The organism is Ideonella alba, assembly GCF_018069845.1.
GTDB classification, from domain to species: Bacteria; Pseudomonadota; Gammaproteobacteria; order Burkholderiales; family Burkholderiaceae_C; genus Ideonella; species Ideonella alba.
The window spans coordinates 1-24,912 of record NZ_JAGQDD010000034.1 but is presented as its reverse complement, the minus strand read 5'-3'; the positions used below and the strand labels follow the sequence as shown (position 1 = coordinate 24,912).

Sequence of the window (24,912 nt, the reverse complement as noted above, 5' to 3'; positions counted from 1 at the left end):
GGTAGAGCACGATGGCGCCGCGACCGTCGTGCTCTTCTTGCCCGTAGAGGTCGAGCAGCTGGTCGACCATCGGCGGGATGCCGCGCTGCTGGGCGCGAACCTCGGCGTGCTTGCTGTTCATGGCAGTGCCTTCAGGTCGCCGAGGAGTTCATCCAGCTTCGCGTGATGCTCCTTTTCTGCGCCGTGACCTGGGATGCGCCAGTCCGGCAGGTAGCAGCTCAGGCCAATGAGGTCGTTCTCGCCGACCTTCTGCTCGAAGATGGTCGTGTACAGGCTGTCGGCCGGCATGACCTCGCCGGTGATGCTGCGATGAACCCGGATCGAGGCGCCAGTTGTGGGCTCGATGTAGTCCTCCAGACCGGCATCAGCGGCGTACATCTCCAGACCACAGCGGACCGCCCAGAACGGATCGATCATGGGTTCCAGCGGGTAGAAGCCGTTCTGGAAGAACGGGCCGTCGTGCTTGTTCTCGCTCCAGACCTCGGTGCGCCACTCTTTGCCTACGTCGCCGAAGAGCAGGGTGTCGACGACGCCCGGAGCCGCTGCCAGCAGCAGGAAGACCCGGTTGAAAAAAGCATCCCGGACGATGCGTTTGCGCGAGCAGATGTCGTTCAGCCGCGTGGTCAGTTCTTGCGGCAGCGCCAGGCTCACGAGCTTCCGGTCAAGCCGGTCCAGCCGTTCCAAGACGTAGTCATAGCTGGCTTGCGAGTTCGGGATCGAGACCTCCTGGTCAAGCCAGTCCAGCTCGACTTCAAGAACCTTGGCCAGGTAGGCGTCGCGTCGCAGGCATGCCGACTCGATCTTGGCTTCCAGCTTGTCGAGGATGGGGCGCCAGATCTTCACGGAGATCTTCGGAACCGTCTTGAGGGTCTTGGTGGCCATGCGTTGCTCCTATGCCTCGCAGAGTAGAGAAGCCTTCGCCAAGTGTCAACACCAAATGCCTAAAGAATAATCTTTATGATGTTCCGGCGGACTCACCGCAGATGAGATGGCAAGACGAAAAACTTCATCCAGTCCAAAAATTATTGGCCTGGAGACCTGAGAATCTGGGCATGTTCAACGCAAGCGCTGTCTTGAGCCACAGGAAGACGATTCCGTGGCACATTACTGCTCAATCTACGCAGCAGGAGCGGCGCTTGTCCGAGCAGATGAAACAGCTGACGATCGAGCAGGCGAGGGCAGTGCACGCCATCTCGCCGGTTCCGTGGAAGCTGGTCGAGACGTCTGAAGGCTGGACTGTCGAGACTGGCGAAGCCAAGTTGGTGGTGACCAATGGTCGCCGCCCACGTGTGTTCAAGTCCTTGGAGGCTGCCGTCCGGCAGCTTCGAGACCGAGTCGGGGTGACCAACTTCCAGGTGGAAACAGTCAGAACGTAGCCCCAAAGAAAAAGCCGCCCTGGCAGGCGGCTCCTCTTTGGCTTTTCAGCCGGGTGTTCTCGATGGGGATCGGGATGGCCCGGATCTTATCATCCGGTGCAGACCATATGCAAATTTGGTGTCTGCCGCGGCCGCCTGTGCCGTGGCATTTTTAGCCCCTCAGCAGCAGCTCGCCTTCGCCCTGGAGGACGCTGAACTCGTCCAGCACGCCCGCGAAAGCGGGGGCGGCTGGCGCGGATACTGCACGATCAACCACAAGCCGCCCGGTTCGGGCGAGCGCTTGCGGGAGATCGTCCTTCCTGTGGCCGAACTGCCCTGGTTCATCGAGAAGGCGCTGCGCGCCTTTCGCGGCGAAGACCTGTACATCGCCCAGCACTCGTACGCCGCGCGCCAGCGTCGCACTGGCGATCTGCTGAGCCTGAACCTGGCGCACGTCGACCTCGATGTCTACAAGTCGGCCTGGTCGAAGATGGCGCCTGAAGCGGTGGCGCCGGTCATCGTCGAGCGGCTGGCTGATGCGGGCATCCCGCCGCCGAGCTACATCGTGGCGTCCGGCCGTGGCCTGCAGGCCAAGTGGGTCTGGTCGCGGCCGTTGGTTCCCGATGCCTTGCCGCGCTGGCAGGCTGCGCATCGGTGGCTGGTTCGTGAGGGCGGGCCACTCGACGAGTTCGGCGCCGACGAGAAGGCCATCCTGCCTACACAGATCCTTCGCCTGGTCGGCTCGACTCACCAGCAAGCCGACGAAGTGGTTCGAGTTGTCTGGATGAGCGGCACGCTGGCCGAGCCCACGACCTATGACTTCGACGCCTGGTGCGCGAAGGTGCTGCCGTACACCCGCGAGCAGGTGCGGGAGTTTCGGGCGCGGCTGAAGCAGTTCAAGGTCTGGGACGAAGAGAACGCTGCGAATCGGCAGCGCCTCGCCGACGAAGAAGGTGCTGCGGTTGCCAAGGCTCGTGCGCTGGCCAGGCAGAAGGCTTGGGAGCAGACCGCGCGTGCCATCGGAACGACGCCGGCGGCTCTGGCCAGCATGGACGACCTGGTCGCCGGGGAGGTCTGGCAACGCCGCATCAAGACGATGGAGAAGATCGTCGAGACTAGGTGGGGTGCGGCAGGCGTACCAGCTGGTCAGCGTCACGAATGGGTCTGGATCGCGGCCAATGCGCTGGCTTGGGTCAATCGTGACCAGGCCAAGCCCCTGGGCGCCGATCTGACGGCCTGGGCGAGGCGTCTGGTGCCTGGATACACGGCCGTCGAGGTGCGCGCTGCTGCCGCCTCGGTTCTGAAACGTGCGGCAGGGCAAGGCGCCGGCCTCTATCGCATGACTGAGGCCACCTTCAGGGCCAAGCTCGGGGTGACCGAGGAAGATGTTGCTCAGGCCATGGGCGCCCGGCGGAACGCCGATGAAGACCGCTGGGACATCGGTGCGATGGGCTTCGAGCCCATGCGCGGCCTCGATTTCGATGCCTACAAGGCGGAGACGCGGCGCAGGCAGGCCGAAGCTGCCGTCCGGACCAACACCATGCATCGGGCCGCAAGAGAGCCCCTGGTGGCCAAGGCGAAGGCACTGCGAGCTGCTGGGCAGAGCCTTCCCGAGGTCGCCAAGGCCCTGGGAGTGTCCGTCGGCACCGCCTGGAACTGGACCAAGGCCTGATTGCCCCGCGCCCTTTCAAGGCGCTCTTATGTATGCCGCCGGCCGAGGGATGCGTGTGTCGGAGGGGGGGGCTTTCAAACCGCTCTTATGTATGGCGAAGCCTCGGGCCCGGAGGGCCGGTTTTCAGGGGGTTCTTCTTCAACCTGGTGGGCAAGTGGAGTGTGGGCAACCCCCGCCCGCTTGCGGGCGACGGGTTGTCCATACGGAGCGCGCAGGGTCGAGTGTGGTCAACCCAGGTACCGGCGAAGCCGGCTGCCCACACCCTTGTGGTGTGGGCAGCTGGGTTGTCCACACGGGCGTGTGCTGCGTTGCGGCTTCGGGGTTTGGGCTGTTTGCTTTCTTGGTTTTTTCGTCCAGCCCCCCGCAGGGGCCGCCGGAGGCCCCCCCGGTTGAGCCATGTACTCATGGTTCAACCCCAGTGCTGCGTTGCCTGGTCTCGGTGTCAGCGGGTTGGCGTGCAGACGTTGGTGCCGGTCTTCCGCGTCGCTCTGTATCGTCACTCGGTTTCGTATCGTATCGATGTAGGAATGTACATCTGTCGATGTGTCGTGGCTGGCTGCTTGCAAACATCAAATGTTTGCGTGAGACTTCATCTTTAGATTGCCTTCGGATTGGGGTCTCATGCCCTCTGCTGCCACTATCGACCACAACACCCTCGCTCGCTTGGTTGAAGCCAAGGCCGTCCATGGCACCCACATCGTGGCCAGGCCCGGTGGTTGGGGTGTGATCGTCAGGTACGGCTCCGCTGAGAGTTCCTTGGCGGCCACCCGCAGCAAAGAGACGCGGGTGTTCAAGCGTCTGGAAACCCTGGTGGGGTACCTGAAGGACGTTGGGATCAGCCGCTTCGACGTGGACGCTGCCGATTTCGATTCGGCCGCCGCCAGGACGTACAGCCGTCCAGACACGTCGGCGACCTTGAAGCAGGCCCATGCCGCACTGGCGCACGATCGATGGTTCCGGGATCAGGTGGGTCAGGCGCTCAAGGAAGCCGACGACCCTTCGACCCAGTGGGTGTCGAACGAGGCAGCAATGGCTGAAGGCGCGAAGCGGCGAGCAGCTTGGCGCTCGCGCAGCGCGTCTGCTGTGACCAAGGGCAAGGGGAGCCCTGCTTGATCATCGACTGGCTCCCTGCGGCCCTTCGCAACCGCTTCGACCAGCTCGACTACATCGCGGAAGACAACCCACTCGCGGCGGCCGATCAGGATGACGAGATCGAGCGCCAGGTCAACATGCTGCAGGACCACCCAAAGATGGGTCGGCCCGGTCGCGTGAAGGGCACGCGCGAGCTGGTCATCAGCGGTACCCCGTTCGTTCTGGTCTACCGGCTCAAGGGGCAACAGCGTATCGAGGTGCTGCGGCTGCTGCACGGCTCCCAGCTCTGGCCACCAGCTGCGCGGCGATAGCGTCACCGCCGGCTGACCGCCGACCAGGTCGGGCACATGATGGCATTGTGGATGGCACTGCAGCCTGTACAGATGGCACTGCAACAGGTGGTGGCCGACGCCGCCGCTGTTGCCGAACCGCGCAAAGAAAACCCCCCAGAAACCGAAGTTTGAGGGGGGTTGGGGAGGGTCATGCTGAACCATATGGTCCAGCTTGGCTGCTTGCGCAGCGTCCAAAGACCGGCTTGTCAGCCGGTTCGCTCGTCACCAGGTGACGATCAAGACTTAGTGTCTCTTCATCAAATATCTCGTCCTTTCAAACGAGTACTGACTACCCCGATGGGGTGTCCGTGACCATCGAGCTGGTCACTACGGCCTGACCTATTTCTAGGCTGGTGGATGCCACTTTCTCAGGCCGGTCACACAAGGTGCCCAATCCTGTTGGTTGATGACAGATAGTCGCAGTTGCGGCCAAGCATTGCTTCTATCGCTCTTTTTCCTACTGACTTTTCAAGACCAGGTCGAGCTTGCCACATCTCGACCTGGTTACTTGCGCGGACTGCCAAGTCCTCGTCATCTTTCACAGTACCTCGCTCCTTATCCCTGCCTGCTGCTATCACTGCAGACTTTCTGGCTTACTGAAGGCCAGGGCATAGGCGATTTGCATCGCCAAGGTTTCGAAGCTCGCCACAGAATCAATCGACTTTCCCGCCGTCGTTAACGGCTCGTGCCAGGTGCCAACCTGTTTCAATCGACTGTCCCTTTGGTTTTGATTTCAATGGCTACGTTCATGCAGCTTGCGTTTGCCTCGTCAAAGAATCTCAATCGGTTTTACTGCCATTTCTGGCTAGCTTTCGGCGAACGGAGGAAGCAGTTTCTCACCTAACACCTCGACTCTTTGACTTCCAGCATTTCCAGGCACTGAAGGCCCTAAACGCCCTTGCACTTTCTGACTAGCATCCAGAATTTCACTGGCTTACCCTTACGGTTTCGCTTCACCGCGATGTCCACGCGCTTGCGCGCTATGAATCATCAGCATCGGGAGTGCACTTGCCCTCACGATACCTAACAGGATTTCCCCGCTGCAGCACCCGCGTCAGCACGCGTTCTACTGTTACCAGCAGCCCACGGCCGGGACTCTCACCCGGTTTCCAAAGAAACTAGCCTTGTATCTTCTGATCGTCTTGCCAGACTCTCCATCGATACCAGACTTTCTACCCACCACGATTATTCCGATCCAGTTAAATATCTACCGAACATCCCATAGAGGATTGGATTTACTCTGCTGTTGAACTACTTCATATGAGGTGGCAACCTCATCCATAGTTCTTCGCAGGATTCATCCAACCCCCCCGGGTCGCACGTCCCGTGCACGATTAAGTGCAGAACGCGCCAAGTACTGATTACCTGTCTGGCGGACAGGCATGAGGAGCACAGCTCCTCGATGACGACGCAAGTGGCAGCTTGCTGATGGCAGTTGGTGGAGTGGCGGCTCCAACCAGGGCCCGTGCTGGGCCTTCGTTGGAACCGCCACTCCGCTGCTTCTCATCTCGCTGCCGCCTCGTTGATCGCATCGCGCCGCACAGCGGCGCCAGGCCATTCTGCCGGCCGGACCGACCTTTTGCAAATGTTTACCGGCTCCCTCCTTTATGTGTGTGCCGCTATAGCCGGCTAAAGCATGTTATGACACACCGCTAGACTGCTATCAGTGCATCAAAATTATCTGCGCGGAAGGTGTACGATCCGGCCATGCATGTCCGAGACTTCAAGCTCCACAGGAACCAGACGGCTCTCATGCAGAGCCTGCTTCTGGTCATGCCGCGGGGCTTCCGCTGGTGGACCTCCGGCACGCTCTCCCCTCTCAAGGTGGAGCCCTTCCTCGGGAAGATGCATGACCAGTTCGGCGTCCTTGACTCACCCATGAGGCGGTCGAGGCGGAAACTGCGGGGAGGCACGGGCGTGCAACTCTTCCTGCATCCCACGGCCGATGGGAGCCGGTTCAACTTCTGGCTCGTCGCGACTTCGGAGTTGGCCGGCCAGGGCATGCGCGACGGTTGGGATATCGAAGGACCGAACCGACTTAGGCTTGAAGAAAAGTACATGTTGGCGCAGACGCCAAAGCCGAAGGAAGGCACGACCTGGACCTGGAAGATGCAGAAGGAGTACGCCAGAGATTGGGAGTTTCGCATCATCGACCTGGCCAGGCGCGATCAACCTAAGCAGCTGTCAGACGCGATCCGGGCGCTTGAAGCTATGCCCCGATGGAACGGTATACGAAACAACGTCTGGAAGATTCTTGAGAAGGGTAAGCGCATCTGGGAGGCTGAACACAAGAACCACCCTGACCTGCTGCGATCCGTGTACTTCCCGAAAACCAAGGAGCTTAGACCTATTACCAGGATTGCTGCTTTCTCGGATCCGCCGCTGACTATGGGCGTGTGGCTCGACGCTTACGCGACCCGACTGGATGGCGTTGACCTGACAGCAAGCGAAGAGAATCCGACGGCGACGCTGAGGCGATCTCGTCCAGCTGGAGGCACAGATGGCGCTATCCCAGCCTAGGCCAACGGCGACGGTCAGCTTCAAGGTGACTGCTGAGCTGAAAGCTCGGCTTGATGTTGTGGCCCAGGCCGCGAAGGAACAAGGTTATGAGTTTTCCTTCGACAAGAGACTGGCTGCGTCACTCGCCAGTTTGATCAGCAGAGACGAGAGATTTCTCGGGGTCGGCAAGTTCGCGGAGCGAACTACGCCGTCGCCAAGTAGTAAGGGCCCAGATTCTGGGCCCTTGAAGGATGGTATCGATGTCGGCGGGCCGACCGGTGATTAAGGCAATGAGGCCGAATAAACGACAGCCCCAAGAGCGGCGGCGATGGTCAGCGACTTCAGTTTCATCTGGAAATTGCCGTCGACCTTCACTTTGGCAGAAAAATCTGCCTCGCTCTTCACTTCAACTTGCTTTGGTTTTGCGGTTTTGTTCATGATTTTGGTTCCTTTATGGTTAGGGAAGGTCTGCAAAAGCCCGTCGCCGATGTGCTTGGCTGCGGGTTGATGTGACGGGAAACTGATCGCCATGAAGCAAGCCGACCTGGGTCTGAACCTGACGACCAAGCGCACGCGCAAGCGCGAGTTCCTGGACGAGATGAACCGCGTGGTGCCTTGGGCGGCATTGGTGGAGTTGGTTGCGGCCCATGCGCCCGAAGGCAAGAAGGGCCGCCCGCCGTTTCCCGTGGAGACGATGCTGCGCATCCACTTCATGCAGCAGTGGTTCACGCTCAGCGACCCGGCGATGGAAGAAGCGCTGCACGACGTGCCGCTGTTCCGCGAGTTTGCGGGCCTGGACAACTGGAACACCCGGCTGCCCGACGAGAGCACCATCCTGCGGTTTCGCCATTTGCTGGAGAAGCACAAGCTGGCGCCGCAGATCCTGGGCGTGGTCAACGAGTTGCTGCGCCACAAGGGCCTGCTGCTGAAGGCCGGGACGGTGGTGGATGCCACGCTGATTTCGGCGCCGAGCTCGACCAAGAACGCCAGCGGCGAGCGCGACCCGGAAATGCATCAAAGCAAGAAGGGCAACCAGTGGTTCTTCGGCATGAAGGCGCACATCGGCGTGGATGCCGAGTCGGGGCTGGTGCACACGGTGCGCAGCACCGCCGGCCACGTCAACGATGTGGTGCAGGCCAACAGCCTGCTGCACGGCGAGGAAACCGATGCCTTTGGCGATGCCGGTTACCAGGGTGCCGATAAGCGGCCTGACGCCAAGGCGCAGGTGACCTGGCACATCGCCATGCGTCCGGGCCGACGCAAGGCGCTGGATCTGAGCAGTCCGCTGGCCGCGATGATCGACCAGTCGCAGCAGATCCTGGCGGGCATCCGGGCGAAGGTGGAGCATCCGTTCCGGGTGATCAAGCGCCAGTTTGGATTCACCAAGGTGCGCTACCGCGGGCTGAAGAAGAACGCGGCCCAGGTGCAGACGCTGTTCGCGCTGAGCAATCTGTGGATGGCGCGCCGCAAACTGATGGTGGCGGCGGCATGAGTGCGCCCGAAATAGCTCGCGGGGGCGATTTCGCAGGTCGCGGGTCCTGCAAATCGGCCGCGGCGAGCGTGAATCTGGCTGGCGCGTAGGCCGCAGACGCAGAATTCCGATCCCGCAGCCGATCAGGTCGTCCCGCAACCGCATTGATCAGACCTTCCTTAGGGATAACGTTGCAAGAAATAATGCCCGTTTTATTCCTGACCGGAGCCACCGCATGGGGTCTAGGCATCGCAGTGCTGTCACCACCAGCATGCCCCTCACTCCCATTACCTTAATCACCGAAGTGCACAACGATTATACATCAGTTTGAGACAGTATTGCAAGTGGCAAAAGCAGCCGATCCATCCTGGACTGTTGCCAGCCTATTTATGATGGCGATCATGGCCACGTAGCTCTTCTGCCTGTCTCCCGACTATTGATGCCACCGGCGCCGACCCCTTTCGGCCGCCGGGGAGTGCGTCGTCGTGGAGATGAGCATGTATCGAAGAACAGCGCAGGCGGCTGCATGGACTGGTTGGAGTGGTGTGTCGGCGGACCAATCGCCGACGGCGGTACCTGGTCCGCAACCTCGGGCTGCATCGGAGCGAACCATCTGGGCCCGGGTGCCGCTGCAGACGCGACGCGGCCGATGTGTGGCGGTGCGATTGCGAGGCGATCAGTTACTGGTGGGGGTGTGTGGTGCACCGGCGGTTCACTGGTTGCCGGCGCGGCAGGTACTTAGCGATTCAGAAGCCGAAGCATGGTTGGCGTCTGGCTTCTGACTGTCACCAAGTTCTAGGCCGCGGCATAGGTGACAAGATCCCATAGGTGGTCACCTGATTTCTCTCCCACAGGTGGTCACCTGTGGCACCTCTTGTTCCCAAAAGCGGTCCTTTAAGGGACGATTCGACGGCCGTTGATCTGCAAAGCCTTTTCAGTCCCGAAAAGGTGTCCCAAAATACCTCGATGCTGATCGGCTACGCCCGCGTCTCTACCGAGGACCAGAACCTAGATCTGCAGCGGCGTGCCCTCGCCGCTGCAGGCTGCACCCAGACCTTCGAGGACCAGGTGTCTGGCGCGATCGTCGAGCGGCCTGGTCTGAGTCTGGCCCTGAAGACCGTCAAGGCCGGCGATGTACTCGTGGTCTGGAAGCTCGATCGACTAGGCCGCTCCCTCGCGCACCTGATCGACGTGGTTCGCGACCTGGGTCAGCGTGGTGTCGACTTCCGGTCCCTGAGCGAAAGCATCGACACGACCACTGCGGGCGGTCGCCTGGTCTTCCACATGATGGGCTCGCTGGCGGAGTTCGAGCGCTCGCTCATCGGTGAGCGCACTCGCGCTGGCATTGCGGCGGCCAAGGCGCGTGGCGTTCACGTCGGTCGCCGGAAGGCGCTCACGCCGGAGCGCCTGGCGCACGCGCGGATGCTCATCGCGAGTGGCGAGAGCCCTTCTGCCGTGGCTCGATCCCTGGAGGTTGGTCGCTCCACGCTGTACCGGGCGCTCGAAGCGACCTGAGTCCCTTCTGTTGGCGGGCGTCGTTCCTGGTCTTCTGCTGACCGGGTGCGGGTCGCCAGGCTGCGAGCGGCCAACGAGCTGCCCAGCGGCGCCGCCCCCCTGCCCTCCTCTTCCTCGCTGAGCCCCCCACAGGGCGGCCCCTACCCGCGGGCCTCCACCTGGCGACTGCTGCGGCTCCCGTGCCCATCAGGCGCTTGTATTTCGTATGTGTATCAAGTACGATACGCATATCAATACGAAATACAGATACGTGATAGGAAAGGATATGATATGGCTCGCGAAGGTGTGACGTTCGAACAAGTGAGCGCGGCGGCCGATGCGCTGGTTGGCGCCGGCAAGCAGCCCACCATCCGGGCCGTGCGCGAGGCGCTGGGCGGCACGGGCAGCCCGAACACCATTCACCGGCACCTGGCGGCCTGGCGCACTGCCCGCCCCCAGGTCGCCGCCGCAGCGCCCGAGCTGCCGGCGTCGATCGTGGCCGAGATCACGAGGGAGATTGAGCGCTCCGCCTCTGCGGCTCGTGCGGAGATCGAGCAGCGCCTCGTTCATGCGCAGTCCGAAGCGGCGGACCTTGCGGCGGCCGGAGAGTCGCTGGAGGCTGAGCGGGATGCCTTGGCCGAGCAGGTCACTGCCCTCACCACAGAGCGCGATCAGGCGCAGGCCACGGCGACCGAGCGAGCGGCAGAGATCGAGCGCCAGGCGCGGGAGATCGAGCGGGAGCGCAAGGTGGCTGGTGAGGCTCAGGTCCAGCTGGCCGAGGCCAGGCTCAAGACCGAGTCGCAGGCGTCCCAGATCGGGGATATGCGTACCGAGATCGAGCGGCTGAAGGTTGAGTTGGCCACGTGCGATCGTGCCCGCCAGGATGCAGAGCAGAAGGCGGCGGTGGTTGCGTCCGAGCTGAGAGGGGCCGAGAAGCAGCTGGATGCGGCTGTGAAGCGGATTGCCGGCCAGGAGGCTGCTCTGGCGGAGGTGCAGGCGAAGCTGAGCGCGGCCGAGAAGGAGGCTGCCGGCGCCAAGTCAGCGGTTGATGCTGAGAAGCGCCGTGCGGATGCGGCTGATGCCGAGCGGCAGCGCCAGTTCGAAGCTGCTGCCGCCCTGTACGCCCGGGTCGACGAACTCACCAGGACCGTGATCGAGCGGACGGACCGGGCTGCCGACAAGAAGTGACCTGGGGTCGGCGGTTGTAGAGATGTTGTTATGTACAGAACAACATGTGTTGTTCTGTACTGCTCCTGAAGAAAGTTCGCGTGTCCCCTGCCCTCGCCGCCGGTTCTTGCCTATGATGTACATCTGTCACTAACTACACCTGTAGGTGTGTCCATGATTGTCGCGATCGTCAACGAGAAAGGCGGCGTCGGCAAGAGCACGCTGGCCGTCAACCTGGCCGCGGCGCGCGCCCAGGCTGGTCGAGATGTCCTGCTGGTCGATACCGACCCACAAGGCAGCGCCATGGCCTGGTCGGGCGAGCGCGATGCGGCCAAGGTGACGCCGCGAGTCGCCGCGATCGCCAAGTCCGGCAAGGGCCTGCAGGCGGAGATCGCCGACCTGGCGCGCAGGTACCAGGACATCGTCATCGATACCGGCGGCCGGGACTCCCCCGAGACCCGATCGGCCCTCGTGTCGGCCCAGCTCGTGGTGGTGCCAGCTCAACCCAGCCAGGCCGACCTGTGGAGCCTGGAGAAGCTCGCCGGCCTGGTCGATGCGGCGCGAGGCTTCAATCCGAACCTGCGAGCGTTGGTCGTGATCACCCGGGCGTCGACCAACCTGGCCGTTCAGGACACCGACGCAGCCCGCGAGTTCGTCAGCACCGTCCCGTCGGTCGATCTGGCCAAGGCGGTGATCCGCGACCGCATGGTCTGGCGCCGCAGTTTCGCGGACGGCCTGTCCGTCTCTGAGTACCGACCGTTCGATGACCGCGCTGCAGCGGAGATCGACGCCCTGATCAAGGAGGTCTTCGATGGCAACTAAACGAGTCTTCAAGCGTGCGTCCGAGCCCGTTGATGCCGCCGCATTCATCGACGCCGCGCCGTACAGCAGCGGTCAGGCCGCCGCCGAGCCGGCCAAAGCGGGGAAGGGTGCCGGTGTCGAGGCGCAGCTCCACGTCCTGATGCCGAAGGCGGACATCGTTGCGCTGAAACGAGCGGCGCTCGACAGGGGGAAGACGGTGTCCGACCTGGTGCGCGAGTCTGTTCAGGTCTACATCAATACAAAGTGACAGATGTACATCTGTACTCAAGATCGAGGGGCTTCCGTTGGCATCCATGCATGACCTGATCGAGCAGATCGAAGACAAGCGTGAGCGTGAGCGCTTTCGCCAGGTCTGGGAGGAATCCATCCGCGAGAAGAAGTTCGGTCTGGTCTTCGAGCCGCACCTGCCCGAGTTGCTGCCTCTACCCAAGGTCAAGCCGCGTCGTGGTGACCTGGTCTGTATGCGCGAGGGATCGCTGAAGAACCTGTGGCGCGTGCGGCGCGTGGCCAACGGCATAGCCTTCTGCGTCAAGCCTGGCGCAGACGGGCAGGGCGGACCCGTTGATCCGGTTCAGTTCTCGCTCGACGAGCTTCTGGTCGTCCGCCAGTTCGGTGAGCCGATCTTCCCGGCGCTGGTCCCTATGGACCAGGTGCAGAACGGTCAGGTCGGAGCGCCGTGGCACACGCTGATCGAAGCCGACAACTTCCACGCGCTGCAGCTGCTCGACTACCTCTACGCCGGCAAGGTGGACTGCATTTACATCGACCCACCGTACAACACGGGTGCGAGGGACTGGAAGTACAACAACGACTACGTTGACGGCAACGATGGTTGGAGGCACAGCAAGTGGCTTGCCTTCATGGAGAAGCGGCTCAAGCTGGCCAAGCGGCTGCTAAAGCCCGACACAGGCGTCTTGATCGTCACCATTGATGAGCATGAAGTTCATCACCTCGGGATGCTCCTGGAGCGAGAGTACCCCGAAGCCCATCAGCAGCTGGTGACCATCGTCATCAATCAAAAGGGCGTCGCGCAGGGCCGTCTGTCACGAGCAGAGGAGTACGCCCTGTTCTGCTTCAACCCCGCGGTAACTCTCGCCGCACACCACGACGATTTGCTGTCTCCAGATCGGGGGGAGTCCAAAAGATTTCAGACTCCGAGATGGGAGTGGTTGTTGCGCGGCGGAACCAACTCGCGCCGGGAGGATAGATATGGCTTGTTCTTCCCCATCACCGTAGATCCTGCATTGCGCAAGATCGTTGCTATTGGCGATCCTTTGCCGCCGGATCAGCAGCCTGATCTGAGCAACTTGGCGAACCGGAGAACGGCATGGCCGTTGCGTACGGATGGCACGCTTGGGAACTGGCGTGTCAGTCCTCCAACCTTGCGTCTTCTGCTGGCCAAAGGCTACGTGAGGCTGGGTGGCTTCGACGAGGCGCGTGGCACCTGGACTGTTCTGTACTTGGGGCAAAAAGCGCAGAAGCAGATCGAAGCCGGTGTGATTGAGGTTGTACGAAAGGATGAGGTCACAGGAGAGGTTGAGGTGCGCTATACGGAGGCACAACAACGCTCAATCAAGACCGTCTGGCACCGCGCTACGCACGATGCTGGCAACTACGGCTCTAGCCTTCTGCGCGGCATCCTGGGTGAAGGCGGAAAGTTTTCATTCCCCAAATCCCTCTACGCCACGCGTGATGCCGTCGCGACGGTTGTAAGAGATCGGCCCGATGCGCTCATCTTGGACTTCTTCGCTGGCAGCGGCACCACGCTGAACGCGGTCAACTTGCTCAACGCGACGGATGGCGGCCAGAGGCGCTGCATCCTTGTGACCAACAACGAGGTCTCGGCGGAAGACGCCGCGATGTTGAGTGAACGGGGCTTGCAGCAGGGTGATGCTGAATGGGAGGCGCAAGGCATCTGCCGTGCTGTAACCTGGCCGCGCTCCAAGTTCACGATCCTTGGCCATCGGGACGACGGCGCTGCCCTTACGGGCGATTACTTGACGGGCAAGGCTGTTGATCGCGAACGGGCGCGCAACTTCACGCAGATTGGCTTTGTCGACCCGGCCTCGATTGACACCCTCGCGAAGAAGAAGCAGGTGGTGGCGTTGATCGATGGCCTGCCGCAGACCCTGGTGAAGGAGCCCGGCACCTTCGTCGTGTCCGATGATCACAAGGCCAGTGTTCTCTTTGATCCATCAGCTGCAGATGACTGGCTGGAGGCTCTGGAGGGCCAGGACCACATTTCCGACTTTTACATCGTCACGCCTACGAAGCGCGTGTTCGACTCATTGAAGGTCAGGGTTGTCGAACTGCTTGGGCCACTCTTGGTTGCAGAAGAGGAGAAGCGGCCGATGGGTGCTGGATTCGCTGCCAACCTGGCGTACTTCAAGCTCGACTTTCTGGACAAGGATCGTGTGGCCCTGAAGCAAGCCTTCAGGGAAGTGCTGCCGCTGCTGTGGCTCAAGGCCGGCGCCGTCGGCCCTCGACCTGAGCTTCCTCGAGGCGCTGCAGAGCCACCGTTCTTCGATCCGGCTGGCACCAACTTCGCAGTCTTGCTCGACGAAGGCGCCTTCAGGAAGTTCGTCAAGACCATCGGCAAGCGAACTGACCTGAGCGTCGTCTACATCGTCACCGATGCCGACGAGGCCTTCAAGGATATGGCCGACGAGGTCCGGCACGCGCTTCGGCTGGTAAGCCCGAATGTGGAGGTCGTTCAGCTCTACAAGGACTACCTGGCGAACTTCCTGATCAACACCCGCCTGGACCATGACCTGAACGGGCAGGGAGGCCAGGCATGAAGATCAAGCTGTTCGACTTTCAGCGGGACGCGCTGCACGCGATGCGCGAGAAGCTGGTGGCTGCCAGTTCGCAGGCATCCAGCACCAATCCCCAGGTCATCGTGTTCTCGGCCCCCACGGGCAGCGGCAAGACCATCATCATGACGGCACTGTTCGAGGCCATCCTCGCTGAGCCAGACGAAGAGCTGGCCTGGCCGCTGGACTGGAAGCCCCAGCCGGACGCCGTCATCCTCTGGATCTCCGACATGCCCGCGCTCAACGAGCAGACGCGCATGAAGATCGAGTCCAAGTCGAACCAGATCAAGACGCGCCAGCTCGTCATGATCGATGCGGCCTTCGACGCTGAGAGGTTGCAGGGCGGCCACATCTACTTCATCAACACGCAGAAGCTGGGTGAGGCCGGCCTTCTGACCAAGTTGGTTGACGGCCGGCAGCACTCGATCTGGGAGACGCTGACCAACACAGCGCGAGCGATTCCAAAGCGGTTCTACGTCATCATCGACGAGGCCCACAGAGGTATGGCCGGCCCCAAGGCGGTCAAGGAGGCGCAGACGCTGATGCAGCGCTTCCTGATGGGCTTCAAGGACGTGGGACTGGTGCCCATGCCGTTGGTCATCGGCGTGTCGGCGACACCGAAGCGCTTCACCCAGCTCCTCGAAAGCGACCACCTCGACCGCACCGTCTACAAGGTGGCGATCCCGACCGATGAGGTCCGGCTGTCCGGCCTCTTGAAGGATCGGGTACTGATCGCCCACCCCGAGGTGGTAAACAAGGCCGAGATGGCGTTGTTGCAGGAGGCTGCCAAGCGCTGGTCGTCGATGACCACCATGTGGTCCTCGTACTGCAAGGACGAGAACGAACCGACGGTCTGGCCGATCCTGGTTGTCCAGGTCGAGAACGGCACCGACAAGCAGATCACCAAGACCGACCTGTCCGACGTGCTCACCGCCATCGAGGCTGCGATCGGCCGCCGGCTGAACGAGGGCGAGGTGGCGCATGCGATGCATGACACCGGCGACATGGATGTCGGCGGGCGGCGCGTGCGCAAGGTCGATCCGACACGCATCGAAGAAGACAAGAGCATCGGCGTGGTGCTCTTCAAGACGAACCTGTCCACGGGTTGGGATTGCCCTCGGGCCGAGGTGATGATGTCGTTCCGGCGGGCGGAGGATCACACCTACATCGCACAGCTCCTGGGGCGCATGGTGCGCACGCCTCTGGCCAGGCGCGTCGAGCGCGAGGCTGCGCTGAACGACGTGCACCTGTTCCTGCCTCACTTCGACGGCGATGCCGTCGACGCCGTCATCAAAGCGCTGAGCAACCCCGAGGACGCCCCGCCGGCAGAAACCGGCTCTGCACGCGACCTGGTGGTGCTGAACCGCCGGCCGGGCCTGGATGACGTATTCAAGGCCTTCGAGGACCTGGTGACGTACCGCGTCAACGCGGCGCGGGCGCAGAACCCGATCCGCCGCTACATGGCGATCTCGCGCGGCCTGGCGCAGGATGGCCTGGACGCGGATGCGGTGACAGCCTCCAAGGCCCAGATGGTGGCGTGGATGAACGCGCAGATGGCCACCATCAAGGCGAGCGAGCAGTACGAAGCGACCTACAAGTCAGTCGCCGAGGTTGTGGTCAAGCAGACGGCGGTGCAGGGCGGTGACGGCGTTCCACTGCAGGCGTACTCCATCGAGGCCTCGGACATCGACATCGATCGCCAGTTCGAGGAAGGTGGTCGCGTCCTGAGTCACGGCCTGCACACGACCTACTGGACCGCTCACAGCGAGCGGGATGCCTTCGAGGTCAAGACCGAGCTGATCATCCTGACGCGCCAGGCGAGCGCCATGAGCGCCATCGAGACGCTGGCCGAGGCCGAGTTCAACCGGCTCTACGACAAGCACAAGAAGGCGATCAGCAAGCTGGTCGAGCACCGGCGGACGTACTACGAGCGGTTGTGCCTGGCGACGCCGAAGCCCACGGCCGTGCCCTGGCATTTGCCTGACTCGATCAACTTCCGGCGTAAGCCGTCGGACCCTGTCTGGGATAGACATCTGTACATCGAGGACAACGGCAAGTTCCGGGCAGAGTTGAAGCCCTGGGAGGAAGGTGTCCTGAAGCGGGAGCTGGCCGCTGGCAGTGGCGTCGTCGCGTGGTTGCGCAACGTTGATCGTCAGCCCTGGAGCCTGGAGATTCCGTACGAATCAGGCGGCCAGGTCGTGCCCATGTTCCCTGATCTGGTCGTGGTGCGGAAGGTCGGCGACGACTACGTCTTCGACATCCTGGAGCCGCACAACCCGGCGCTTGGCGACAACTTCGAGAAGGCTGTCGGCTTCGCCAAGTTTGCTGAGCAGCACGGCGCGCTCTTTGGCCGGATCGAGATGCTTCGAGCGGGCACCGGCGCGGCCGGGAAGGGCAGCTTCGTCGGCCTGGACTTCAACCAGACGAGCGTGCGGAAGAAGGTCATGCTGATCACCAGCAACCCGCAACTGGATGCGCTGTTCGACAGCGATGGCAAGTAGAAGCCGCTGCCAGCGGGGCAACAGATTCCATCAACCGGACGTTCAGCGCTTGAAGCGCGGCGTCCAGGACTCGATCAGCGCTGCCTCGTCTTCCTCTTCTTCAGCGTCGGGTAGCTTGATGCTGTGAAGCACCGTCAGCGTCTTGCCGTAGCGGCCGAGGCCCAGCACGTCTTCGCCAATCGGAAGGCTGCGCTTCCCCCCAAACCAATCCTGCAGGTTGCATGATTCTTCGACGCGGGCGGCCTTCTTGACGTTGTTGCTGTCCTGGTTGAACGCGTGTGTGGCAGTTCCACGCGGTACGGCTTCGTGCTTGCGCAGCCGGTCTATGCCGCTTGCTTGCTTGAGGGCTTCAGACAGGAAGCAATGGTCGATGCGGCTGCCCACGCTGATGATCACGGCGACCGGTTCGCGGGTGCACTGCGCATAGCGGATGGCTGTCGCGTGCAACGAGGTCTTGCAGAGCGTGGCAAGCGCCTCGATGGCGGCCAGCCCGGAGCCTGCCGTTTCTGTAGCTGGGAAGAACAGGAATCTCGGCATCAGGAAGCCTGCAGAGAACCGGTCGGCCTCGGCTTCGTACCGGTCCTTCGAGTTGAAGCCGGCGCGGGACTCGTGCATGCCGGAGCCGCCTGGAATCACGGCGTCCATATGGCCTGGCAGGAAGAAGTGCCCCAGTTCGTGTCCGACGCTGAAGTTCTCGAAGCCCTCGTTCTCGAGATGGGTCGCGTAGGCGATCGCGAACTCGTTGCCGCTGCGGACAAGCATGCCTGACACGCCAGCGCTGCTGGTTGGCTTGGCAACGACTTCGATGTCCTTGGCGCGGGCGAATGCCTTCGGGTCGATGGGCAACTTTCCGACTCCCTCGCCCTTGAGAATCTGCTCGGCTAAGAGCGAGGCAAAGGCGAACGGGTCGGCTTGCATCACTTCTTCTCTTTGTCCCGGGCCTTGTTGGCAAGCAGGGTGATCAGCTCGTCGGCGAACTTGCGGTCTGTGTCCTGCAGGGATTCGTAGTGCCGATGCAGCTGGTCTGCGCCGGCCATCTTCTTGAACTCGGCTACGCGGCCCAATAGATAGTCCGTCGTGACATCGAGCGTGTTGGCCAGCAGAAGAAGGTTGTCGAATGACGGCTTGCGTGTGGCCGTCTCGAAGTGCGATATCGCCGACGGCTGCAGGCCTGCTCTCGCGGCGAGCTCGCCCTGCGTCAATCCGCGGTATTCCCGCGCTGTGCGAAGGCGCTCCGGAAAAATTGCTGAAGGTAGGGTTGACCCTGACATGACGATGACGTATAGTTATCAATGACTGATTCGTCATGGCCCGCGAGGGCCATCTTTTCAGCCAAGAGCATGACGAATTCGTCTGATCCTAGATGACGCTCGCGGCGACGGCAAGCAAAAAAGGAACTGCCATGGCTGATGTTCTAGTGACCTGCATTACCAAACCGCACCCCCAGAGCCCGCATGAGCACATCACGCATCTAGGGAACCCGCGCAGCGCCAACGGCGGCTGGATGTGGACCCGAGAGCAGGTGATCGCAAGCATCGAGGCGAAGACGAACACGTTCTATGTCGTGGATCCGATCAGCGGTAAGCGGGCCGACATCGGCGTGGTGCGCGAGACGGGGAAGGCCCCCTACGTGCGGACGCATGCTGATGGCCGCTGGAACAACAACCTGCTCTCGCTGAACCAGTGCTCGCTGCAGGGCGCTTGATCATCATGAATTCACTTCCAACGACCCTCAGCGCTGAGGATGCCGAAGAGATCACCAACCTGCTGCTGGAGGCGCGCAAGTACCTTCGGGATGCCATGGGCATGAAGATCTACCAGCCCAACTACGGCGGTGCCAGCTCCAGGATCGCTGAGCTGCTCCAGCGATTCCAGGTTGACGCAGGTTAAGGAGGCAACAGCAATGGCTACTCCGAAGAAGCCCGGTCAGAGCACCGGAAACCAGGGCGGCATCTATCAGGAGGTAGGTCCCAACGGCGGCTTGAAGCCGAACTACTCGACGGTGCCAGACAACAAGCCGCTGCCGCCGACAAGCAAGCCAGGCCACGGCTGGTCGCCCCTCAAGGTGACGCCGCCGAGCAAGCGCTGAATCGAGAAGGCCGCCTGCGTAAAGCAAGCCTAGGGGCGGCTTCGGCCGCCCCTGGTCGGCATCCCGTTAGGAGCCTTCCGTCTCGAACTGCCTGGTGTGCCTGATGACTCTGGTCTTGGCCTGGTGGCGGATCGTGTCCGTCTGGACTCTTCCGATGCGCCACGCTCCATGCGCATGGCGAACGGTACCTGCCGTGATCGGATGGTGTTGTCGATCAGGGCCTTGACCGCTTGAAGCCTGGTGTCCGATGGCTTGATGCTGTCTGGCTCAAGGTACCCAGACTCGCCAGCGACCTCCTGTCGAAGCTCCTTCTCGAAGTTTTCGGGTGGAACGTCCTTCATCCGTGGATACCGTTTAACCATGTCTTCACGGGTGGCGCCCAGATGTCTGAGCGCCACTCGCGCGGCGCACGGCACCGCCACTTTGTCATGCACCCCACCCGAGGTGCACAGGATGATCCCGTCCAGCTCGACATCCCGCTCCCGCTCTGGTCGGTTGACGAGGTACACGATGATCTCGTCCTGAACGTGTGCCTTCTCCAGCATCAGGTAGAGAAACGCGTTGTGGATCGGGAAGCAGCTGCCCTCGTAGGTGAACGATCCATCCAGAACGCGGCATGGCATCAACCCTTGCGGGTCCGGTGCGTCGATGACGACCAGGTCGTGGCTGATCCGCTGCTTGCCGAACGTCGACACCGAGTAGTAGAACGACTCCCAGTAGCCGCCGATCAGCTTGTGGACGCTCCGCAGGTTGTAAACATCCTTGTTGCGGCTCAGAAAATCGATGCCCTGGGCCGCGACGCCGCCGATCTCTGACAGAACGGAGGTGGACAGGCCAAGCCGCTTGCCGAAGGTTTCGACCGGCTCATGCCAATCAGCCGCGCTCAGCTTCGTGCCGTTGCCGAGTTCAACATCGTCGAAGAGGTCGACGATCCGGATGAAGACGTTCTCAGTCAACGATCTCGTCCCGTTGATCAGGCGAGAAAGGTAGTCCGGGCTGACGCCGTCGAGCACCTTGGCGACATCCGCAACCCTCTTGAACCGGGCTGACTTGCCGCTGCGCAGAACCAGCTTTAGCTTCTGGCCGAAGTCCTTGACCTCAAAACGTGGCGCCATGGCTTGTCCCTGTTTTGTCCGATGCCGGACCGAATGCGGACCTTTTTAGCACATGGACGGACAAGTTCCCCAGGCCTACGCTGCACACCGTGCAAGCCGCACAAGCCCTCCACGAAAGGAATTCGCCATGAACGCCATCACCGACCTGAAGGACGAACTCTCCCTCTCGAACGAAGTGCGCAACGCGGTGAAACTCGCGCTGTACCGCACCGAGGACCACCCCTTCATCAAGCGCGCGCACGCCGGGCAGCTGACGAAAGAAGAGGGGCTCCGCTGGATCAAGTGTGCTGGCCGCGAGAGCCGGACCTTCCCGAAGATCCTCGAACAGATGCTGGGGCACTGCAACCACCCGAAGATCCGGGAGATCCTGCAGTCGAACCTCGACGACGAGTACGGCAACGGCAACCCCGAGCACGCCCACTACATGCACTACCTGCATCTGCTGGACAAGCTGGGGGTCGCACGCGACAACTTCGAGAGCTACCCCGAGAAGGCCGGCATCCGCCTGGCCGTCGATCTGGCCCTCAGCATCTCCGCGAACCCGAACCTGCCCCGTGCCCTGGGCTACATGCTGGTGAACGAAGGCATGACGCCCATCACCTACTCGGCGGTGCGCGCGGCGCTGCTGCCCTTCTTCCCGAGCCTGAAGACGACGTTCTTCGACATGCACATCTCCGTCGACGAGCACCACGTCGCCGAGCTGTACCGCGCCGTGGACGAGTTGCCGGCCTCGGCGCTGGACGACGTGCGCTTCGGCGTGATGGTCGGCGAGCGTGGCATGGCCGTCCTGCTCGACGAAGTGATCGGCCTGTACGACTGATCGCACACATCCAAGTGACAGCAACTCATGAGGGCCAGGCGGGAAACCGCCTGGTATTTTTTTTATGAACTACGACTACCGCGCCAAGAAAACGGTCATAGCTATCGCAGCCGAACTCACGCCTGGCGTCGCCGGCAACGTCATTGGCCACCTGGCGCTGGCTGTTGGCCACCGCGTCGCAGCGGCCGACATGGGAAAGCACCCGTTGGTGGACGCCACAGGCGTTGAGCACGCCGGCATCTCTCGATACCCGGTCATCGTTGTCACCGTCAAGTCCGCGCGCCTGCGCAAACTCCTTGCCGAAGCGAGAGAAGTCAACGGCCTGCTGATCGCAGACTACCCTGAGCAGATGCTCAGCACCGGACACGACGACGAGCTGTCGACCGCGATAGCTTCAGCCACTGAGGAAAGCCTTCGCTATCTAGGCGTGGCGCTGCACGGTGACGCTGAGCATTTGAAGCCCCTGACCGGCAAGTTTTCCCTGTGGGGCAACAACATGGCGAGCACTGCCACCGCCTAGAAGATGGTAGGAGTAGCGCGGGGCGACGCCCCCGCGCCGCTGCAGGATCACTTGGTGCCGACTCCGGCCCGGTCGATTCGGATGAGCTCGATGGCCTTGTCCACGCCGTAGGCGATCACCTGGTCGGGCGCGACCTTCTTGCTGAAGGCCTTCGACAGGATGCCGATGAACAGCGCGATCATCGAGAGCGCGGCCCACATGAGCCGTCCTCAGTCGATCGCCCGGCGGAAGTTCGGCGTCGGCCCATCGAAGGGCTCCAGCTCAACCTTCGGGATGTATCGAGTCTGCTGACCTGAGATCGTCAGGTTGTCGAACTGGACGAAGGCCAGCGCACCTTCGATCCGGACCACCATGCCGACGAATGGCCCGCCACCTCCTGGAGGCCGTGCCCACTGGAACCGGTCTCCGACCTTCAGGTTCGTCTGGAACGCTGCCACCCGCGCCGGCCACTGGGCCGCAATGCGCCGGGCCTCGGCCTCCTGGTCCTTGATGCGCTGCTGACGGTCTCGTTCGAGCGCGGCTTGGCGCTCGCGCTGCACCGCTGCCGCTTTGTCGCGCTCCTGCGCCTGGGCTTCTTCTTCGCGCAGTCGTGCGGCGTACTGGTCGGCCGACAGCAACTGCGCCCGGACCGTCATCCCGAGGTACGAGAACGACTTCCTCAGGGTCTCATCGAAGACTGGCTTCGTGGTGACGTTGCTGTACCGGATGTCCAGAACCCACAGCGGTACCGCGCCACGCTTGCACAGGATGCGCTGGGGCAGTTGTGCCTGGCCGGCTGCCTGCAGCTCGGTGAAGCTGGGCTCACCGCCATTCCGCACACAGCGGTCCTGGGCGGGTGCCAGAGCGACCGTCAGGCCCTTGGGTATCCGTTGCGCCGTCACGAGGACCCCGGACATGCTGGGCACGAGGATCTGGCCCGTGAGGTCGAACTCGTACCGCTTGCCATCGAGGGTGCGGCTGAACTCCTCAATCGATCCGCCTCCCGACACCGATGGGTTCGTGGAACACCCCTGCAGCGAAAGGATGGTCAGGAGGGCAACGCCCGCCGCCCGGCTGAATGTCTTCATTCTTCTCCCTGTTGGTTGGCCTATGCCAGCCAGAAAATTGTGACGTAAACACGGCTGACGCAAAAGCAGCATGCCAAGAGACTGGTCCGGATGGGTCCAGCAGCGTCAGGTCAGTCGAAGAAGAGGGTCAGTGCGCGCGCCCTGCTGGCGGCAAACGTGGTTTCGCTGCGCCGGACTCGGGAGCTTTCCCAAGAGGCGCTCGCCTTCGAGGCCGGCTTGCACAGGACCTTCGTGGCGCATGTCGAGCGCCAGGTGAGGAACATCTCGGTGGACAACATCGAAAAGCTGGCGATCGCGCTGGGCGTCGAGCCGTACGAGCTGCTGAAGCCCTGATCCGTCGCACCGCCAGGTCAGTCGTCCCACATCGACGATGTACCGCAGTCGCCGTAGAAATTTCCGCTGGTGTCGAGGTCGCCGGCCATCGGAGTGCCGTCGAGGTTCATGCACGGCGAAGCGTCGTCTGCATCGAGCCAGCAATCGCCGTCGTGAAGCGTCCGGCAGCCCCAGCTGGGCTCGTCGTCCTGGTCATCCTGAGTGGCGTGTGCCGCGGCGGCCTGCTGCCCATGGCTCGTCGCATAGGCCTGCGACGGGGCAGTGGCCACCAGGATCATGACTCCGACGACAAGCGCGATCTTCATGATGCCGTCGAGAAAAAGCAGAACATCGGTCATGTCGCAAAAAGTTAAAGAAAACGTGGTTTTTATTGTGCTTAAACGGGAGCCTCTTGTCCATGCAAGAAGCTTCTGTTCGGCGTGGCCGACCGTTGGGTTCGAAGACGGCTGATCCTGTTTTGGCGGCTGCCTTTGGTGGCGCCGTTCGTGCTGCCAGAACGCGGCGCGGCATCGCTCAGGAATCGTTGGCGCACTTGGCCAAGATCGAGCGATCGCACGCCGGCAAGATCGAGCGTGGCGAGCACATGCCGACGCTTGCGGCCGTGTTGAAGATCGCAAAGGCGCTGGGCATGAGCGGCGCCGAGCTGCTGGCGGAGGCCGAGGCGCTGCTGCCGGCGGAGTACCTCGCGGGCAGCTGAAGGACGGGGTACCTCGTTTGCTGGCACCCATCTGTGGGCCCCAGGTCGAGGGACCACTTTTGGATGGGCTCTGTCGCCTAGACCGGGCACACGATGAGGAGGGCGTTCCAGCTGGATGCCACCCTTGGTGACCCAGCCCCCGAGGGCGCCCTCAAAGGCGAGTCCTGCGCCGTGATGCCGAGTTGCCCACCGCGACGGACGTGCGTTCGTCGCAGGCGACGCCCGCCCGTCGCCGTGGACAACTCGCTGGTTTTGCCTGTGAAGTGCAGGCTATCGAACCGGTGTCGCGCGCCAGAAGGTCTTCACGTCCTCGCCCCACTTGAGACCGGCCGCCGACACGGCGGCCGGGAGAATCCGGCGCATCCGCTCGCGGTTCAAGTTGGTGTCGGCGTACCAGCCAGGCACCAACTGACGGCTGTACCGCTGGGCCCATGCAATCGACTGGCCTGGGAACAGTTCGGCGTGCGACTTGGCGACGTAGGCACGGGTGGTTCCGTAGCAGCCCATCGCCTGCGCCATCGCCTCGCGTCTGTCGGGGAACTCGGTCCACAGGCGCTGCAGCAAGTCGATGTGGATGTCGATGTAGTTCCAGTGCCTGGTCATCACCCCGCGGTACTCAAGACCGGGGCCGATCATCGTCTTCTGGGGCGCGCTGGTGGGTGCTGGCTGCGGCCTGGTTAGGCGGTCAAGTTCTGCCGTCAACAGGGCACGGCGGACTTGAAGGGTGGCGATCCATCGCTGTGAGGCCTGGATGGCGGATTCGATCTGTTCCAGCTCCTGGATCGGAAACTGGGGCTGTTCGTTCGGGGTCGGTTGCGCTTGCATCACTTCCTCCAGAGACGACGAGTGCGATGGCCCACAGTGATCGTGCGACCGTCAGTGCTTTTCACCTTGTAGGCATCGAACCATTCGGCCAGGCGGGAGACAGGGCGCCGACCAAGATCGCGTTCCATGCTGCGAATGCTGTTCTTGCTCAGGTAGAGCACGATGGCGCCGCGACCGTCGTGCTCTTCTTGCCCGTAGAGGTCGAGCAGCTGGTCGACCATCGGCGGG

Annotated in this window: 29 protein-coding genes; 19 read left to right on the top strand and 10 right to left on the bottom strand. The window is 62.3% G+C overall.

Features of this window, described 5'->3' with window-relative positions; all coding sequences use genetic code 11:
- Positions 1–117 precede the first annotated feature (117 nt).
- Entirely contained in the window at positions 118–882 is a 765-nt protein-coding gene (locus KAK03_RS24330; protein ID WP_210857275.1) for a hypothetical protein, read from the bottom strand.
- A 170-nt stretch (positions 883–1,052) separates the two neighbouring features.
- Between KAK03_RS24330 and KAK03_RS24325 the strand changes: the two genes are divergently transcribed.
- The 5 genes from KAK03_RS24325 (at position 1,053) to KAK03_RS24305 (ending at position 6,971) form a co-directional block, all read left to right on the top strand.
- Positions 1,053–1,376, top strand: a complete 324-nt coding sequence (locus tag KAK03_RS24325) for a hypothetical protein (protein WP_210857274.1) — start codon at positions 1,053–1,055, stop codon at positions 1,374–1,376.
- A 115-nt stretch (positions 1,377–1,491) separates the two neighbouring features.
- Complete coding sequence (locus KAK03_RS24320; RefSeq protein WP_210857273.1) at positions 1,492–3,027, top strand: hypothetical protein; 1,536 nt, start codon at positions 1,492–1,494, stop codon at positions 3,025–3,027.
- Positions 3,028–3,648: 621 nt separating this feature from the next.
- Complete coding sequence (locus KAK03_RS24315; RefSeq protein WP_210857272.1) at positions 3,649–4,140, top strand: hypothetical protein; 492 nt, start codon at positions 3,649–3,651, stop codon at positions 4,138–4,140.
- On the top strand, positions 4,137–4,430 hold the full coding sequence (locus KAK03_RS24310) for a type II toxin-antitoxin system RelE/ParE family toxin (RefSeq protein ID WP_210857271.1): 294 nt from the start codon (positions 4,137–4,139) through the stop codon (positions 4,428–4,430). The genes KAK03_RS24315 and KAK03_RS24310 overlap by 4 nt, the downstream gene beginning before the upstream one ends.
- A 1,728-nt stretch (positions 4,431–6,158) precedes the next feature.
- A complete protein-coding gene (locus KAK03_RS24305) occupies positions 6,159–6,971 on the top strand; it encodes a hypothetical protein (RefSeq protein ID WP_210857270.1) in 813 nt (270 codons plus the stop codon).
- Between the two features lie 261 nt (positions 6,972–7,232).
- Here KAK03_RS24305 and KAK03_RS24300 read toward each other — a convergent pair whose 3' ends face one another.
- A complete protein-coding gene (locus tag KAK03_RS24300) occupies positions 7,233–7,481 on the bottom strand; it encodes a hypothetical protein (protein WP_210857269.1) in 249 nt (82 codons plus the stop codon).
- Here KAK03_RS24300 and KAK03_RS24295 point away from each other — a divergent pair.
- The 7 genes from KAK03_RS24295 to KAK03_RS24265 all read left to right on the top strand — a co-directional run bounded on the left by KAK03_RS24295 (position 7,480) and on the right by KAK03_RS24265 (position 17,218).
- Positions 7,480–8,442, top strand: coding sequence for an IS5 family transposase (locus KAK03_RS24295; RefSeq protein ID WP_210857268.1), 963 nt, complete (start codon positions 7,480–7,482; stop codon positions 8,440–8,442). The genes KAK03_RS24300 and KAK03_RS24295 overlap by 2 nt on opposite strands.
- 945 nt (positions 8,443–9,387) lie before the next feature.
- Positions 9,388–9,936, top strand: coding sequence for a recombinase family protein (locus KAK03_RS24290; protein ID WP_210857267.1), 549 nt, complete (start codon positions 9,388–9,390; stop codon positions 9,934–9,936).
- A 270-nt stretch (positions 9,937–10,206) separates the two neighbouring features.
- Positions 10,207–11,103, top strand: coding sequence for a DNA-binding protein (locus KAK03_RS24285; protein WP_210857266.1), 897 nt, complete (start codon positions 10,207–10,209; stop codon positions 11,101–11,103).
- Between the two features lie 153 nt (positions 11,104–11,256).
- Complete coding sequence (locus KAK03_RS24280) at positions 11,257–11,904, top strand: AAA family ATPase (protein ID WP_247661407.1); 648 nt, start codon at positions 11,257–11,259, stop codon at positions 11,902–11,904.
- On the top strand, positions 11,894–12,151 hold the full coding sequence (locus KAK03_RS24275; RefSeq protein ID WP_210857264.1) for a hypothetical protein: 258 nt from the start codon (positions 11,894–11,896) through the stop codon (positions 12,149–12,151). Before KAK03_RS24280 ends, KAK03_RS24275 begins: the two co-directional genes overlap by 11 nt.
- 46 nt (positions 12,152–12,197) lie before the next feature.
- Positions 12,198–14,702 carry a site-specific DNA-methyltransferase gene (locus tag KAK03_RS24270; protein ID WP_247661406.1) on the top strand — a complete coding sequence of 835 codons (2,505 nt, stop codon included), beginning with the start codon at positions 12,198–12,200 and terminating at the stop codon, positions 14,700–14,702.
- The gene (locus KAK03_RS24265) at positions 14,699–17,218 is read left to right on the top strand and encodes a DEAD/DEAH box helicase (protein WP_210857262.1); all 2,520 of its coding nucleotides are present in this window, start codon (positions 14,699–14,701) and stop codon (positions 17,216–17,218) included. Before KAK03_RS24270 ends, KAK03_RS24265 begins: the two co-directional genes overlap by 4 nt.
- 42 nt (positions 17,219–17,260) lie before the next feature.
- On the opposite strand, the gene KAK03_RS24260 is transcribed toward KAK03_RS24265, so the two are convergent.
- Together KAK03_RS24260 and KAK03_RS24255 are read right to left on the bottom strand one after the other, a co-directional pair.
- Positions 17,261–18,136 (bottom strand): ImmA/IrrE family metallo-endopeptidase, encoded by an 876-nt coding sequence (locus tag KAK03_RS24260; RefSeq protein ID WP_247661405.1) that lies wholly within the window; start codon positions 18,134–18,136, stop codon positions 17,261–17,263.
- Positions 18,136–18,489 carry a helix-turn-helix domain-containing protein gene (locus tag KAK03_RS24255; protein ID WP_210857260.1) on the bottom strand — a complete coding sequence of 118 codons (354 nt, stop codon included), beginning with the start codon at positions 18,487–18,489 and terminating at the stop codon, positions 18,136–18,138. Before KAK03_RS24255 ends, KAK03_RS24260 begins: the two co-directional genes overlap by 1 nt.
- 92 nt (positions 18,490–18,581) lie before the next feature.
- On the opposite strand from KAK03_RS24255, the gene KAK03_RS24250 reads away from it, so the two are divergent.
- Genes KAK03_RS24250 through KAK03_RS24240 form a run of 3 tightly spaced genes read left to right on the top strand, consistent with a single transcriptional unit; the run spans position 18,582 to position 19,307 of the window.
- Complete coding sequence (locus tag KAK03_RS24250) at positions 18,582–18,923, top strand: DUF3892 domain-containing protein (protein ID WP_247661403.1); 342 nt, start codon at positions 18,582–18,584, stop codon at positions 18,921–18,923.
- Positions 18,924–18,928: 5 nt separating this feature from the next.
- Positions 18,929–19,108, top strand: a complete 180-nt coding sequence (locus KAK03_RS24245) for a hypothetical protein (protein ID WP_210857259.1) — start codon at positions 18,929–18,931, stop codon at positions 19,106–19,108.
- A 13-nt stretch (positions 19,109–19,121) separates the two neighbouring features.
- Complete coding sequence (locus tag KAK03_RS24240) at positions 19,122–19,307, top strand: hypothetical protein (protein WP_210857258.1); 186 nt, start codon at positions 19,122–19,124, stop codon at positions 19,305–19,307.
- Positions 19,308–19,336: 29 nt separating this feature from the next.
- On the opposite strand, the gene KAK03_RS24235 is transcribed toward KAK03_RS24240, so the two are convergent.
- Positions 19,337–20,422 (bottom strand): helix-turn-helix domain-containing protein, encoded by a 1,086-nt coding sequence (locus tag KAK03_RS24235; RefSeq protein WP_210857257.1) that lies wholly within the window; start codon positions 20,420–20,422, stop codon positions 19,337–19,339.
- A 127-nt stretch (positions 20,423–20,549) separates the two neighbouring features.
- Between KAK03_RS24235 and KAK03_RS24230 the strand changes: the two genes are divergently transcribed.
- Both KAK03_RS24230 and KAK03_RS24225 read left to right on the top strand, forming a co-directional pair.
- On the top strand, positions 20,550–21,242 hold the full coding sequence (locus tag KAK03_RS24230) for an iron-containing redox enzyme family protein (protein ID WP_210857256.1): 693 nt from the start codon (positions 20,550–20,552) through the stop codon (positions 21,240–21,242).
- Between the two features lie 64 nt (positions 21,243–21,306).
- Positions 21,307–21,762 (top strand): DUF2000 domain-containing protein, encoded by a 456-nt coding sequence (locus tag KAK03_RS24225; RefSeq protein WP_210857255.1) that lies wholly within the window; start codon positions 21,307–21,309, stop codon positions 21,760–21,762.
- Positions 21,763–21,809: 47 nt separating this feature from the next.
- On the opposite strand, the gene KAK03_RS24220 is transcribed toward KAK03_RS24225, so the two are convergent.
- Both KAK03_RS24220 and KAK03_RS24215 read right to left on the bottom strand, forming a co-directional pair.
- Complete coding sequence (locus KAK03_RS24220) at positions 21,810–21,962, bottom strand: hypothetical protein (RefSeq protein ID WP_210857254.1); 153 nt, start codon at positions 21,960–21,962, stop codon at positions 21,810–21,812.
- Positions 21,963–21,971: 9 nt separating this feature from the next.
- A complete protein-coding gene (locus KAK03_RS24215) occupies positions 21,972–22,829 on the bottom strand; it encodes a hypothetical protein (RefSeq protein ID WP_210857253.1) in 858 nt (285 codons plus the stop codon).
- 156 nt (positions 22,830–22,985) lie between these two features.
- On the opposite strand from KAK03_RS24215, the gene KAK03_RS24210 reads away from it, so the two are divergent.
- Positions 22,986–23,162 carry a helix-turn-helix domain-containing protein gene (locus KAK03_RS24210; protein WP_233259260.1) on the top strand — a complete coding sequence of 59 codons (177 nt, stop codon included), beginning with the start codon at positions 22,986–22,988 and terminating at the stop codon, positions 23,160–23,162.
- A gap of 17 nt (positions 23,163–23,179) precedes the next feature.
- Here KAK03_RS24210 and KAK03_RS24205 read toward each other — a convergent pair whose 3' ends face one another.
- Positions 23,180–23,500 (bottom strand): hypothetical protein, encoded by a 321-nt coding sequence (locus KAK03_RS24205; RefSeq protein ID WP_210857251.1) that lies wholly within the window; start codon positions 23,498–23,500, stop codon positions 23,180–23,182.
- 59 nt (positions 23,501–23,559) lie between these two features.
- Between KAK03_RS24205 and KAK03_RS24200 the strand changes: the two genes are divergently transcribed.
- Positions 23,560–23,859, top strand: a complete 300-nt coding sequence (locus KAK03_RS24200) for a helix-turn-helix domain-containing protein (RefSeq protein WP_210857250.1) — start codon at positions 23,560–23,562, stop codon at positions 23,857–23,859.
- A gap of 270 nt (positions 23,860–24,129) precedes the next feature.
- Here KAK03_RS24200 and KAK03_RS24195 read toward each other — a convergent pair whose 3' ends face one another.
- Together KAK03_RS24195 and KAK03_RS24190 are read right to left on the bottom strand one after the other, a co-directional pair.
- On the bottom strand, positions 24,130–24,684 hold the full coding sequence (locus KAK03_RS24195) for a hypothetical protein (protein ID WP_210857249.1): 555 nt from the start codon (positions 24,682–24,684) through the stop codon (positions 24,130–24,132).
- Positions 24,684–24,912: hemerythrin domain-containing protein (locus KAK03_RS24190; protein WP_210857248.1), on the bottom strand; the 229-nt coding region annotated here is incomplete at its 5' end. The genes KAK03_RS24190 and KAK03_RS24195, both read right to left, overlap by 1 nt.

Excerpts from the sequence above, each read along its gene's own strand:
- KAK03_RS24330 (WP_210857275.1), bottom strand. The coding sequence starts at position 882 with ATGGCCACCAAGACCCTCAAGACGGTTCCGAAGATCTCCGTGAAGATC.
- KAK03_RS24325 (WP_210857274.1), top strand. The coding sequence starts at position 1,053 with ATGTTCAACGCAAGCGCTGTCTTGAGCCACAGGAAGACGATTCCGTGG.
- KAK03_RS24315 (WP_210857272.1), top strand. The coding sequence starts at position 3,649 with ATGCCCTCTGCTGCCACTATCGACCACAACACCCTCGCTCGCTTGGTT.
- KAK03_RS24305 (WP_210857270.1), top strand. The coding sequence starts at position 6,159 with ATGCATGTCCGAGACTTCAAGCTCCACAGGAACCAGACGGCTCTCATG.
- KAK03_RS24295 (WP_210857268.1), top strand. The coding sequence starts at position 7,480 with ATGAAGCAAGCCGACCTGGGTCTGAACCTGACGACCAAGCGCACGCGC.
- KAK03_RS24300 (WP_210857269.1), bottom strand. The coding sequence starts at position 7,481 with ATGGCGATCAGTTTCCCGTCACATCAACCCGCAGCCAAGCACATCGGC.
- KAK03_RS24290 (WP_210857267.1), top strand. The coding sequence starts at position 9,388 with ATGCTGATCGGCTACGCCCGCGTCTCTACCGAGGACCAGAACCTAGAT.
- KAK03_RS24285 (WP_210857266.1), top strand. The coding sequence starts at position 10,207 with ATGGCTCGCGAAGGTGTGACGTTCGAACAAGTGAGCGCGGCGGCCGAT.
- KAK03_RS24280 (WP_247661407.1), top strand. The coding sequence starts at position 11,257 with ATGATTGTCGCGATCGTCAACGAGAAAGGCGGCGTCGGCAAGAGCACG.
- KAK03_RS24275 (WP_210857264.1), top strand. The coding sequence starts at position 11,894 with ATGGCAACTAAACGAGTCTTCAAGCGTGCGTCCGAGCCCGTTGATGCC.
- KAK03_RS24270 (WP_247661406.1), top strand. The coding sequence starts at position 12,198 with ATGCATGACCTGATCGAGCAGATCGAAGACAAGCGTGAGCGTGAGCGC.
- KAK03_RS24265 (WP_210857262.1), top strand. The coding sequence starts at position 14,699 with ATGAAGATCAAGCTGTTCGACTTTCAGCGGGACGCGCTGCACGCGATG.
- KAK03_RS24260 (WP_247661405.1), bottom strand. The coding sequence starts at position 18,136 with ATGCAAGCCGACCCGTTCGCCTTTGCCTCGCTCTTAGCCGAGCAGATT.
- KAK03_RS24255 (WP_210857260.1), bottom strand. The coding sequence starts at position 18,489 with ATGTCAGGGTCAACCCTACCTTCAGCAATTTTTCCGGAGCGCCTTCGC.
- KAK03_RS24250 (WP_247661403.1), top strand. The coding sequence starts at position 18,582 with ATGACGCTCGCGGCGACGGCAAGCAAAAAAGGAACTGCCATGGCTGAT.
- KAK03_RS24245 (WP_210857259.1), top strand. The coding sequence starts at position 18,929 with ATGAATTCACTTCCAACGACCCTCAGCGCTGAGGATGCCGAAGAGATC.
- KAK03_RS24240 (WP_210857258.1), top strand. The coding sequence starts at position 19,122 with ATGGCTACTCCGAAGAAGCCCGGTCAGAGCACCGGAAACCAGGGCGGC.
- KAK03_RS24235 (WP_210857257.1), bottom strand. The coding sequence starts at position 20,422 with ATGGCGCCACGTTTTGAGGTCAAGGACTTCGGCCAGAAGCTAAAGCTG.
- KAK03_RS24230 (WP_210857256.1), top strand. The coding sequence starts at position 20,550 with ATGAACGCCATCACCGACCTGAAGGACGAACTCTCCCTCTCGAACGAA.
- KAK03_RS24225 (WP_210857255.1), top strand. The coding sequence starts at position 21,307 with ATGAACTACGACTACCGCGCCAAGAAAACGGTCATAGCTATCGCAGCC.
- KAK03_RS24220 (WP_210857254.1), bottom strand. The coding sequence starts at position 21,962 with ATGTGGGCCGCGCTCTCGATGATCGCGCTGTTCATCGGCATCCTGTCG.
- KAK03_RS24215 (WP_210857253.1), bottom strand. The coding sequence starts at position 22,829 with ATGAAGACATTCAGCCGGGCGGCGGGCGTTGCCCTCCTGACCATCCTT.
- KAK03_RS24205 (WP_210857251.1), bottom strand. The coding sequence starts at position 23,500 with ATGACCGATGTTCTGCTTTTTCTCGACGGCATCATGAAGATCGCGCTT.
- KAK03_RS24200 (WP_210857250.1), top strand. The coding sequence starts at position 23,560 with ATGCAAGAAGCTTCTGTTCGGCGTGGCCGACCGTTGGGTTCGAAGACG.
- KAK03_RS24195 (WP_210857249.1), bottom strand. The coding sequence starts at position 24,684 with ATGCAAGCGCAACCGACCCCGAACGAACAGCCCCAGTTTCCGATCCAG.